Origin of the sequence: Candidatus Methylacidiphilum fumarolicum (assembly GCF_949774925.1) — a bacterium.
GTDB classification, from domain to species: Bacteria; Verrucomicrobiota; Verrucomicrobiia; order Methylacidiphilales; family Methylacidiphilaceae; genus Methylacidiphilum; species Methylacidiphilum fumarolicum.
In genome coordinates, this window is the sequence record NZ_OX458932.1 from 1,042,548 (window position 1) to 1,055,087 (window position 12,540).

A 12,540-nucleotide genomic window follows, 5' to 3' on the forward strand; every position below is an offset into this window, starting at 1 on the left:
TCTGGAGTATATTTTTAGAATTCCTTTTGTTAATTCCAATTATGAAATCAGAGGTTTCCATTCTTATTCCTTTTGATTTAGGCTTGGAACTTGAGTTTGGAGGAGAGGAAGCTAATAGAATAGTTAAAGAAATTTCAGCAAGAACCACTCAACTTATTGCCTTTAAAGACAAAATGACGGCAAAAGCTCAAGTGGTTACCCAAATCTATAAGTTTGGCGTTGGTCTCATCGAAGTCTCTTTTCCACTGGAAGCAGAAATGGGTTTTCTCACATACTTTGCAACGGAAGTAAAATCGATTCGTGTTGGTTCAATGGGTATATTGTCTTGGGTTAAAACTTTTGTCAACAGTTTGATTGAACAAGCTAAGGTATTTGCCAGTTATCAGTATGTCTATCGGCTGGAGGAATTAGATCTATTTCCTGTGTTTTCTTTAGAGCCAGGGAGTGTAAAAGACGCAGAAAAATTTCTAGAAGAGCATTACAAGAGGCTTTATGGCATAGTATCTGGTGAAGCCAATTACGATAGCTTATCCCAATTTGTTATGGATAATGAAAAGCTAATCAATTTTGGCTATTATGAAAATGAACTGATTTTGATTAAACGGTTCGGAGCTGTCATTTCTTCTTACGAATCTCAAGTAATCTTGAACATTATACGGCTGGTGTATGCTCTTTATTGGAATTTACTTTCTTATAATTTTTTATTGGATAGAGAACTGGACAAAGTTCAATCTATTCTAGCTCATCTGCCTCCTTGGTATAAATTTTGGATGATGCCTCAAAGATATCAGAAATTTTCTGAAGAAGGCATGAATTTTGTGCAGGACAAGCTTTCAATTGTTGAATCAATCTATTCGGTTTTTGCTAATGTAAACCAGATAGCATCCGATTGGCATCTTCGAACGATTTATAAATATGTAGAAAAGGAATTTGATATCGATGATATTGCTTCAGCAGTAAAAGTAAAGTTGGATAGAGTCGAACAATCTTATAATTCTGCTAGGGAGTTTATTGCGACGAATTTCTTTATTGCTGTGGAAATTGTTCTTATCTTATCTCTTCTCTGGATGATTTTGGATACGGCCTTACTTTATATCATTTCCAAAAAGTAAAGCAGAATGTTGAATCATCGATAGAGAGGCTTTATTGAGTAATTTTTCTTAGACTCTATCTAGTGATTTAGTGTTATTCTCATAAGCTGGCAAATAGCTTTGAGAGTTGTTGGAATAGACATCTAGGGTTAGGATTGGAGAGATTGCATTGAAAAATGAGCGGGTGACGGGATTTGAACCCGCGACGTCAACCTTGGCAAGGTTGCGCTCTGCCAACTGAGCTACACCCGCAGTTTCTATTTTAAAAAAAGATAGGTAGTCTAAAAATGAGGCGGAAGCATTAAAAAATCAAGTTTTAAGTCTATTACTTTGTTTGATTTTTCCTAGAGATCTTTTCACTGGTAATCGCAACAGCAAATAGTTAAAATGAAAAAATGGATTTTGAATGCCATTTCCTTGGTTGGCAGGATCCTTTCCCTCTTCTTGTTGCTGAATGGATTACTTCTCAAAGTAGTAAAAATTCTTTTGGATTTTTCGACCTTTCAGACAGTCTTGTGATCGTTCCTACTACGCTATCTGGAAAAATGCTTCATCGGGCCCTTAAGATGCGTCTTGGTGACAGTTTTCTTCCTCCCATTATTATCACCCCCATGAGTCTTTTTGAGATTCATCCGGATTATCAGCTTGATCATAAAGTCGAACCTACTCCTTTACAAAAGAAAATTTTTTGGATCAATGCATTGGTTGAATCTATCGAAAGAGGGAGCTGTGGGCAATGGTTAAAAGAAAATAGGGATTTCGAAAGTCTTTTTTCTTTTGCAACAATTCTTAGCAGAACACAAGAAGAACTAGCAGAGAAGTCTTTGGTTTTGAAAGATCTAGCGGCTTTTGTGGAAGATAATTTTTTCGAAGAGATTGGAGTGCTTGAATCGATATATTTCGAAACAATGGATCGATTAGGTTTTATCGATCCCTTTTGGCGCAAACAGGAGTTATTAAAAAATCCAAAACTTCCTCCAAAGATTGAAAAAGTAGTCATTGCGGGCTGTCTTGATCCTCATCCTTTGGCATTGCAGTTTCTTGAAAAGTTGAAAGAACCATCAACGGTTGATGTTCTGCTTCCCGTAACAGAAAAATATTCTCACTATTTTGATGCCAAAGGCAGGCCACTGGAAAGCCTTTGGCAAGAGACAGTGTTAGCTCTACCAGAGCAATTTATTCATTTGTATGCGGATGAAACGGCAATGGTTGAGGAAATCATTGAGCTTGTTGCTAATGTGAACAGCAATGAAGCTACAACAGTTGGAATATGTAGAAATCATTTGACTGAGCTGCTTACTTTCCAACTGAAGCAAAAATGCATTCCATTTTTTAATTTTTCTGGACTTTCTTATGTCGATAGCCCTTTTTTCGATTTTTTTTTCCTTTTGAAAGAAATACTCAAAGAGCCCTCTCTAGCAACCATAACAAAGTTTGTCCGCAATCCGTTGTTTTATGCATGGCTTCAAATGAAACAACAGGATCAAGCCGATGCGTTTTTGGGAAATCTCGATGCTTTTGTCAATGCCTATATTCCATCCACTCTAAGTGATTTTATCGAAAGGAATCCTTCTGAGGATTCGTTCAAAGAAGCCTTTTTGCTTTTGAATGACTTTCTTGTCAAACTAAAATCGAAACATTGGCCCAAAGCTCTTTTAGGTTTTTTCTCTGAAGCCCTAGAAAATTTCTCTTCGCTTTTAGAAGAACAATTGGAAAAATTTAGTGCTTTTCTTGTAGGGTCTCTTAATCAGTTTAATCGTTTGGCCCCTTTTAATATTTTTTCTAGCTGTGAGGCTTTTTTATCCTTGTTTCTAGAGGCAATGAAGGAAGCAAGGCTGTTTTTAACCGAAGAAGGCGAGAAATTAGAACTTAAAGGATGGTTAGAATTGCTCTATGACGATGCCTCTTATTTAATTTTAGCTGGATTTCAAGAAGGGGATATTCCAAAGGCTTTGGAGTCTAATTGTATTTTGACCGAAAAGGTCAGAAAGCAATTGGGGCTGACAACCATAGAAAGTCGTCTTTCTAGAGACATGGTGATACTTCACAGTCTTGTGGAACGGCTCAGCAAAAGGGGCAGAATAGATATTTTTTTATCAAAAACAAGTCATGAAGGAGAAAATTTGTTGCCTTCAAGACTTCTTTTCAAAGTTGACAAAAAGGAACTGGCTGCTCGAACGGCTTTGCTTTTTACGACTCTTCCTTCTAAAACAGGTCCCAAGCCTAAAACAAAAGGTTGTTTTCAGTTACAAATTCCCTTTGAGGAGCCCTTTTCTCCAGAAAGTCTTTCTGTCAGTGCCTTAAATGATTATTTAAACTGTCCCTTTTATTTTTATTTAAAGCATAAAATGCATTGGCAACCAGTCACGCTCCCCAAAGGAGAAATGAACGAATCTGTTTTTGGAAGTCTAATACATAAAGTTTTGGGGGATTTCGGGAAGAATACTGAGGCAAGAGGATGGAATGATCCAGATCAAATTTATTCATTTCTAGAATCACAACTGGAAGCAGAGTTCACTGAGCGATTCGGGAAAAAACGTACTATTGGCTTTCAACTTCAACAAAAGGCATTAGCTGAACGGTTAAAGGCCTTCTCATTCTTTCAAGCTGATTGGAGGAATCAAGGAGCAGAGATTATTGATGTAGAGAAGGAATTTGAACTTCAGATTGAAGGACTCACCATTCGAGGGCGGATCGATCGTATAGATTATCTAGGGGACGATAAAGTGATGATCATTGATTACAAGACTCTTAGCACGGGCATAAAGAAGAATCCTTTTAACAGTCATCTATGTATCTCAAGAGAAGGAAAAGAAGAGCAACCTCCCGCGGAGGCCTATTTTTTTTCAGGAGGAAAACGATGGCGTTGGGTAAATTTCCAACTGCCTATTTATTATTATGGCGTCCAATCAATGGGATTAGGAAAAAATATCGGTGCTGCTTTTTATTTTCTGTCTAGAGTAAAAGAAAACAGCCGATTAAAGGTTTGGGAAGAGGATAATTCTAATTTTTTAGAAGAAAGCATTGTGGCTATCCGTCGAATCATTCGAGCAATAAAAGAGAATAAATTCTGGCCTCCCAACCCAAAAGCAGTTGTCTGGCAGTATGCTCCATGGGATTTCTGGTTTGAGAAGAATCCGGAAGAAGTTTTTGCTGCTTCTTCTTTTGCTGGCTCGACTAAAACAGACTTTTAAAAATGGAAAAACTAGGGCATTTGATTGTGATTGCTTCAGCTGGAGTGGGTAAAACCCATAAGCTTGTGAAGCGAGCCATTGACCTCTTGTCTAGAGGCATTGCTCCCACTACAGTCGTTATTATCACTTTTACAAGAAAAGCAGCGCAAGAAATAGTTGATCGGCTATTCTCGAATCTAGCTCAGAGTATTCTTTTTGAAACCTGTGAAGAAAAGCTGGCTTCTTCTCAAGATTTAAAAACAGTTCTTACCTTAAAAACATTACTTGATCATTTACCTTATCTTCATTTTGAAACCATTGATTCCTTTTTCTATAAGCTCCTTAATCATATTCCACCAGAGAAAAGAGGCGCCTTTTCTAACTTCTCTTTATTGGATGATTTCCGACAATTAAAACTTCGAGAAGAAATTCTTTGGAACGTACTAAATTCAAAAACATTAGATAATTCTATTGTAGAAGCATTCCAACAAATATTTGTAGGAGAAGATTTTAAAAACGTATTTTCTAAATATTGGACGTTAGTGGAAAAATATTATCCTTTTTTTCAAGATCTTCCACAGGTGGAATACTGGGGAGCCCCAAATCTCTTCGATGATATCAAAGACATAACGCTAAATCAGGAATTTCTTTCTTTAGTCGCTCATATCGAGAATTTATTAACAAACGAGGGAATTCCTACGAAGCTTTGGGATGAGCAGAAAAAAAATATCCTTTCTTTTCCTAAACTGTACCAAAATCTTTTAAAGGCTTACGACCCTAATACCCGTCAATGCTTCCAGTTGATTTTAGAGCGCAAAAAATATAACCTCAGCCCTCCCTTAGCTCTCTCATTGGGGAAGCTTGCTGAGCTAACCCTTACTTTTTTTCTTAAAAAATCTCATGATCGAACTCGAGGCATTGCTCAACTGCTGCAGCTCTATGATATTCATTATCGCAAGAAGATAAAGACAGAAGGAGTACTTTCTTTTGAGGATATGCCAAGGGTTATATTAGAAGCCTTTGGATTAGATCTACCTACCTCATCATTTTTTAATCTGGCCAAAAAATGGGACCATTTTTTGATCGATGAATTTCAGGATACAAGCCTGTTACAATGGAAGGTGATCAAACATTTTGTTGATGAACTCTTACAAAACGAGGATGGATCTCGATCTTTTTTCTGTGTAGGTGACCCCAAACAATCCATTTATGGTTGGAGAGGGGCCTGTGGGGAGCTACTTGATTCGATCGTTTCTCTTTTTCATATGGAGAAGCAGGAGTTGAGTGGTTCAAGAAGATCCGCATGGGCTATTCTGGATATGGTCAATAGGCTTTTTGGAAACTTTGAAGTGATTGGAAAGCTGTTCCCAGAATGTGCGGAAATCTGGAAAAAAAGGTGGTCAATTCAAGATTGTGTTGAGAGGAAGCTTGAGGGTTATGGCTGTTTTTTGTGTGTCATAGAACCGTCGAAAGGAAAGGACTTTAGCCTAGAAAATACTTCCAATGATGAAATTGAGGAAAAACAAGAAGAGCAAGTAGTCAATAACAGCTCTATGCTTCGGTTCGAAGCAATAAAAAGGCTATTGATTGATGAAATCAAACCACAAGAAAAAAAGTTGAGTTGCGCCATACTTGTCCAAACCAATAAGGAAGCAGCAGATATTTTTCACTATCTATCTTCAAGCTCTAACCTTAAGGTCTCCTTAGAAGGAAAGATATATCCAGGAAAAGATAACAGATTAGCAAAATTTTTTTCTGCTTTGGTTCAATCCATTGCTCATCCAAGCGATTCTTTGGCCTTAGGCTGGTTACAGGCTACTCCTGTGGGAGACATTTTTAGAGAAGAATCGTGGAGGAAAAATATTTGGGAAAAACTTTTTATGGGGGGATTTTTGGAGGTGGCTTCTTGGCTATTTGCTGTTTTAGAAAAAAAAATACAATTGGATGACTTTCATAAAGAGAGAATGGCAATGATTTTTCGAATTTGCCAGTCTTTCGATAAAACCGGAAGCAGGGATTGTGATTTGTTTTTAGACTATTTGAAAAACTATTCCATACCTATTTGTGAAGATCCCTCTTCCATTCAAATAAGAACAGTCCATAGCGCCAAAGGACTTGAATTTGATGTTGTCTTTGTTACTGAACTCAAAGGTTCATATAGAACAGCGATGAATCAGCCTAGAGACCAACCCATTATGTATCAGTCGCCAGAAAAGGAAAGGAGAATTTTTTTCCTTCCCAAAAGAGAAGTTATCGAAAAGATTCCAAGCTTAAAGGCTGTATATAAAAAGCTGATAGGAGAAGAAGCATTAGAAAAAATCTCCCTCCTATACGTCGCTATGACTCGGGCTAGGCAAGGATTGTATATTGTTGGAGAAATGAAAGAAGAGGAATGGAAAAAATCTTCTAAAAAAAGTTTAATTTATTGGCAAGATTTTCTCATAGAAGGATTGGATAGCAAAGAGGAAGAAGAAAAATATTTTTTTGATGATTTCCCTTTGCTTACCATTTTTGAAACGGGTAAGAGAAATTGGATTCCCCATGGAAAAAAAGGAAATCAAATCCAGAAAGACTCCATCGGTTGTTCAAGCCAGGATCTTCTCTTTTTGCCAAGACCAATTAAAAGAGACAATTTTATTTCTCCTTCATCACTTGTAGAGCAAACTCAAAATAAAGATCTTTCTTTCCTTTTTAATTTGGAAAGAGAAAAGAATAAAGAGTATGGCCGAAAAATTCACGAGTTGTTCGCACGCCTAGAGAGACTAACCGATCCGTTTGTACAATCTTTACAAAAGTTAGCCTTAGAATATAAAGGGGAAGAGACAGAAAGAAATCCATTTCAAGATGTTTTGGAGTGTTTGCAGGCTCCAGAGATTCAAAAAATATTTACTCCGAGCCAGGATACAGAGATTTGGATAGAAAGAAACTTTTGCCTCGAAGTCGAGGGTCTTTGGATAAAAGGCTCATTTGATAGAGTTCATATGAAAATAGAGTCAGGTAAAGGAATCAACTGTGAAATTTATGATTTTAAGACTGATTTTGTTATTTCTCTTGAGGGTCTGCATGAGCTTGCAAAAAAATACCACTGTCAACTTCTGCTTTATCGAAAAGCCCTCTGTAAACTTTTGCAAGTAGAACCTACTCAGGTGAGAGTATTTCTTGTTTCGGTATATCTTAAGAAAATGATTGAATTATTTCAAAATGCTTGATATTTGGTGGTGTCCTGGGCCAGGCCAAGAAGGCCATTTTATTGGATTGATATACGCGGCATGACTGAGAGCTGTTGCTTCTGAGGAGATATCAAAGATGCTGGAAGGAAAACTTCTAGATACAGCTTTTTTGGTGGCGGAACAGACTAGTCTGGATAGGAAATTAGATTTGGTAGCTTAGAGAGAGCATTTACTAAAGGTGACTAATAGATCTAAATATGACAATTCAAGAAAGATAAGAATGCTCTTAGGATCTTTAGTTTTTAATGTGAATGTGGAAAATTATCCTATTTTCCCGTGTAGGAAGAGGGGTGGTATTACTCCATTTTATGTTCCCACAGATTCTAGCCAGAAGGGGAGATCACTTATATTTTGTTATTGGACTAGATCCTGCGAGCTTTTTTGGAAGGACCGAGTCATTCGCTGGTTTAGTAAGGAATACTTCTTCATTAGGCTGCTGGATAGGGTAGAAGGACTCATCCAATATGCCATCTGTAAACTAAATTTAGGATTCAAACCTGAAACTTACAGGGTGGTTCCGGCAGATCTCACTTACCTAACATTGCTACCGAAGGGGATTACAGAAGGAGAAAGATCTTGTCAACTATCCATCCCATAAATGGGATGGGCTTGTAGACAACTGCAAGCCGGGTTGACCAGGGTAAGTTATGGAGCAGATGACAATGCAAAGAAGTAACTACGTGAGCGCTAGGTGGCAGCAGACCCACTCCGGGATGCTTCCTCAGTCCCGTACACTGGAAGAAGGGGATCATGCTGGCAAAAGGCAAAGCGCCAAAGGTTCTCTTCTCCCGCGTAGGTGGGCAGCCGGTCGTGCACATTCTCGAGGGGAGCGAGCCAGGAACGCCAACCAGGCTCCGTCACCGGAAATAACCGGGAAAGGGAGCGTAAGCTCCCATGTGTTCGTATTAGATAAGCGAAAGCGGCCTTTGATGCCTTGCTTGCCCGTTAGGGCAAAGAGGCTCTTGAGTCTAGGGAGAGCCGGCGTGCACCGGGTGTATCCATTCACGATCCGGCTCAAGTTCAGGACCAGCGGCAATACGCAACCGGTCCAGCTTAAACTAGACCCGGGTAGTAGAACGACGGGCTTGGCGCTCCTTCGTGAGGATGGAATCAGGCAGCATGTTTTCTGGATGGTGGAACTAGAGTATCGAGGAGAGGCGATCCGGGCCTCTCTTACGCAACGCCGAGCTTTTCGCCGCCACAGGAGCAGCGCTAACTTACAGTATCAACCGCCCAGATTCAATAACCGTGCTAGGCCGGAAGGGTGGATTGCGCCTAGCTCAAGGCTCCGAGTCGATACCACAATGTCCTGGGTCAACCGGCTAGGGAGATTGGCTCCGATCACAGGCCTTAGCGTCGAGCTGGTGCGGTTCGATACCCTGGCAATGCAGAATCCTGAAATTAGCGGTGTAGAGTATCAGCAAGGGACGCTGGCTGGATATGAGCTTCGAGAATACCTACTGGAGAAGTGGGGGCGTGAAGGTGTGTATTGTGGAGCCAGGAACGTGCCGCTTGAGATCGACTATATTCATCCAAAGAGCCTTGAGGGCAGCGACCGGGTAAGTAACCTAACTCTTGCTTGCCAGGAGTGTAACCAAGCTAAGGGCAATCAGCCAGTGGAGAAATTCCTTTCTGGGCAGCCGGAGCGGCTGGATCGGATCCTGGCGAAGGCAAGGGCGACTTTGTGGGATGCTGTGGTGGTTAACAGCACCCGCTGGGCTCTCTTCCATCGCGTGAAAGAGACGGGTCTTTCAGTTAATGCTGGAACGAGCGGGAGGACAAAGTGGAATCGCAGTAGGCTCTCCATTCCGAAGGCTTACTGCTTGGATGCTGTTTGTGTGGGTGGGCTCGAGTCTGCTGAAGGATGGAACCGGACGTTTTTGAAAATCAAGGCGTCAGGACGTGGCAGTTATCAACGGACTTGGCTCAATCAGCATGGGTTTTCCAGAGGCTATCTCATGCGGCGTAAGGTATCTTTCGGTTTCCAGACTGGAGAAATCGCGCGGGTCGTCGTGCCGATGGGAAAGAAGGCGGGGACTTACGTCGGCCGCATTGCAATCCGCGCTAGCGGTAGCTTTAAGGTGCAAACGGCGGATGGCGTCGTGCAAGGCGTACCGCATCGCTTTTACCGACTACTCCATCGTAACGATGGTTATGGATACTCACATTGGACGCTAACCCTCCCCTCCCTAAAGGGAAGGGGTATCTCGCGAGGAGTTTTATGAATAAAAGACTTTTCCAAGGTGCTTACCTCTGCTTATGCCTTTATTTTTTTAGCCTATCTGTTTCTCTTTTTGCTTTTGAGGATCCTCTGTTACCCGATCCCAAGTTGACACCGGGCGATACTTTTGATGTTACAAAGGAGGACATTTGTGTTCCTGGTTATGCAAAGCTTGTCAGGGATGTTCCCTATGCCCTCAAAAGAAAGGTATATTTAAGATATGGCATTATTCATCCGGATAAGCATCATTATGAGATAGATCATTTGATTCCTTTGGGACTTGGTGGTTCCAATTCAATAAAAAATCTATGGCCTCAATCTTATAGGACCTTTCCCTGGAACGCTTATCTTAAAGACAAGCTGGAATATAAGTTGCACCAATTAGTTTGTGCTGGAGTGGTTGATTTAAAGGAAGCTCAAAGGGAAATTGCTACTAATTGGATAGAAGCATATAAAAAATATATGGCAGAAGGGAAGGCTAAATGAACCGATGGCTTTCTTCTTTTCTTGCTTTCTAGAAAGAATGAATCAAGTTATTAATTCATATGGGACTAAATAAAAAGCTCTCTCAACTTATTGCGGGCAGGAAAGTAGCCAAAACGGAGCTTAAAGAAGGCCTTTTGACCATTGATTTTAGTGATGGTTCTTCGTTACAAATAAAGATTAGAGGAGCTATTACTGGTGAAATTCAGTCAGGACAATGTCTCCAAAAAGTTTTAGAAAATGAGGAGCAGTTGATTTTGGAGTTTGATGACAAGAAGAGAGTAGAAGCCATTCTTTTGAACCCTGGAGGATCGGTGATTCTACGGAATAAAAATAATGCTCTTGAATATTTGGGATAAGGAACTAAGAAAACAGCTCTTCTTTTCTATTTTCTATCGTCCGATTTTTGGAAATTCCCCTTTTTGATTCTATGCTTTTGACAACCAAAAGGGAAGCTTCGTAAAGCAGATACATGGGGACAGAAAGAAAGAGAAGGCTTAAAGGATCTGAGCTAGGAGTAATGCAGGCAGCAGCGATGACAATCACTACGATTGCATGCCTTCTATAATGGATTAATGTCGAAGTATTTAATATACCGAGAAGTCCCAATAGGACAATAATCAGAGGTAGTTCAAAAGCAAGTCCAAAAGACACTAACATTTGCACAACAAAATTTGCGTAGTTTTGAAGCGTCCAATCGGTTTGTATTCCCATCCATTGATTGTAGGTGGAAAAAAAGCGCAGAGTTTGGGGTAGGAGTATAAAGTAAGAAAAGAGAATGCCTCCGACAAAGAGAAGGGCACCAGCACTGAAAATGGGGAAAAGCAGTTTTAATTCTGAAGGAGTAAGTCCAGGGATGATGAATTCGGCGATAAAATAAAGAATAAAGGGTAGACTCAATACTAATCCACCAAGTAAACTAATTTGGAGCTGGACGCTTAATGGATCTACTACTCCTAAGACTCTTAAAACTTTTTGAGGATCCTCTCCAGCGGCTTTAAGGGGTCTCAATAGAATAGCCATCAAGGGTTTTGTTTCAACAAAGCAAACAATCGCTCCTCCCACCAAGGCCATTAGGGATTTGATGATGACCCATCTTAGATCTTCTAAATGCTCAAGAAAAGGTTTCTCCTCATGGTCTTTCATGGAAACAGATTTTAGGAAGGTGGATGGATACTAGTAGAAGAATTAGAATCTTCTGAATCAAAGCCATAAAAGGTTTTCCCGAAAGTGATTTTTGGTTTGCCTTTGGACAATCGCCACTGATTGGTATCTCTGAGAGAATAGATACATCCACAATAGAGTTGTTGATAAAAATTTTCTTCTTTTGAAATTAAAATCATCCGTTCTGATCCCCCTTTTTTTCTCCAGTTATAGCTCCAATATTCCAAACCATAGCGAGATGCCGCTCTTTTGCCAGCCGAAGTCACTTGATCGAAATCTTTCCATCTGGAAATCCCAAGGCTAGAGCTAAAAACCTTAAATCCATGTTCATAGGCATAGAGTGCCGTGCGTTCCATTCTTATGTCGAAGCAGACTGTGCATCGCTTTCCTCTTTCAGGTTCCCATTCAAGGCCTTTTACTCTTTCAAACCATCGATCCTTATCGTAATCTGCATCAACAAACTCAATTCCTCTTTTCTTTGCAAACCGTATGTTTTCATTTTTACGGATTTCGTATTCTACGTGTGGGTGAATGTTGGGGTTATAAAAAAACACCGTTAAATGAATCCCAGAGGCAATAATTGCATCCATTATTTCGGCTGAGCAAGGAGCACAACAAGAATGGAGTAAAACTTTGTCCACTCCTCCAGGTGGTATAAGTTTTTCTCTAATAAATGAGTTTTTCATATTCTAAGTAACAAATCTTATATTATAGAAAGGGAGATTGCAACCGTTCCGTCAGACTTACTCATCTCTGCGCCTCAGTCAAAACAAAGCTGACTTCCTGCTTCATCGAGACCGGTTTTACTACCGTCTTGCGACGACGGCCAGAGCCTTCCTCTCCACAGGTTTCATATTCGGCGAAACTCGCCGTAGAGCAGCCTAGTACTGCCGAGCCATACGCCAAGAGATTCCTGGACGTCTTCACGTCCCGGCCCTGGAGTGTTCCACAGTCCGGGCAGGTCCACTGGTAAACAGCCAGCGATATTTTTTCCCAAACCCTCCCGCGAGCAGAGCTGGTATTGCTGGGCGAAAACCAGCGATCAGCTACCTCTCTACACTACCACGCCATTCCGCTTTATATTCTAGTTGTCTCCGGAATTTAGAAATACTCCTCTCAACAATGGATCTGGCCAGGGGATGGCTTTCCAGCTTCCTGCACCCATTCAAGTCTTTGAT

At 40.4% G+C, this 12,540-nt stretch carries 8 protein-coding genes and 1 tRNA gene; 6 read left to right on the forward strand and 3 right to left on the reverse strand.

Going from position 1 to position 12,540, the window contains the following annotated elements:
- Positions 1-41 precede the first annotated feature (41 nt).
- The gene (locus QOL44_RS04770; RefSeq protein WP_009058985.1) at positions 42-1,112 is read left to right on the forward strand and encodes a hypothetical protein; all 1,071 of its coding nucleotides are present in this window, start codon (positions 42-44) and stop codon (positions 1,110-1,112) included.
- Positions 1,113-1,270: 158 nt separating this feature from the next.
- Here the strand turns inward: QOL44_RS04770 and QOL44_RS04775 are convergent.
- Positions 1,271-1,343 (reverse strand) — tRNA-Gly (locus QOL44_RS04775).
- 143 nt (positions 1,344-1,486) lie between these two features.
- Between QOL44_RS04775 and QOL44_RS04780 the strand changes: the two genes are divergently transcribed.
- The 5 genes from QOL44_RS04780 (at position 1,487) to QOL44_RS04800 (ending at position 10,557) form a co-directional block, all read left to right on the forward strand.
- Positions 1,487-4,285 carry a PD-(D/E)XK nuclease family protein gene (locus tag QOL44_RS04780; RefSeq protein ID WP_009058983.1) on the forward strand — a complete coding sequence of 933 codons (2,799 nt, stop codon included), beginning with the start codon at positions 1,487-1,489 and terminating at the stop codon, positions 4,283-4,285.
- Positions 4,286-4,287: 2 nt separating this feature from the next.
- Positions 4,288-7,473, forward strand: coding sequence for a UvrD-helicase domain-containing protein (locus QOL44_RS04785; protein ID WP_009058981.1), 3,186 nt, complete (start codon positions 4,288-4,290; stop codon positions 7,471-7,473).
- A gap of 887 nt (positions 7,474-8,360) precedes the next feature.
- Positions 8,361-9,719, forward strand: coding sequence for an RNA-guided endonuclease IscB (gene iscB, locus QOL44_RS04790; protein WP_079199466.1), 1,359 nt, complete (start codon positions 8,361-8,363; stop codon positions 9,717-9,719).
- Positions 9,716-10,201, forward strand: a complete 486-nt coding sequence (locus tag QOL44_RS04795; protein WP_009058972.1) for an HNH endonuclease signature motif containing protein — start codon at positions 9,716-9,718, stop codon at positions 10,199-10,201. Before iscB ends, QOL44_RS04795 begins: the two co-directional genes overlap by 4 nt.
- A 59-nt stretch (positions 10,202-10,260) precedes the next feature.
- Positions 10,261-10,557 carry a hypothetical protein gene (locus QOL44_RS04800; protein ID WP_009058971.1) on the forward strand — a complete coding sequence of 99 codons (297 nt, stop codon included), beginning with the start codon at positions 10,261-10,263 and terminating at the stop codon, positions 10,555-10,557.
- Between the two features lie 4 nt (positions 10,558-10,561).
- On the opposite strand, the gene tatC is transcribed toward QOL44_RS04800, so the two are convergent.
- Positions 10,562-11,344: a twin-arginine translocase subunit TatC gene (gene tatC / locus QOL44_RS04805; RefSeq protein WP_009058970.1), complete on the reverse strand. Its 783-nt coding sequence runs from the start codon at positions 11,342-11,344 to the stop codon at positions 10,562-10,564.
- Between the two features lie 11 nt (positions 11,345-11,355).
- Entirely contained in the window at positions 11,356-12,048 is a 693-nt protein-coding gene (locus tag QOL44_RS04810) for an epoxyqueuosine reductase QueH (RefSeq protein WP_009058968.1), read from the reverse strand.
- Positions 12,049-12,540 lie beyond the last annotated feature (492 nt).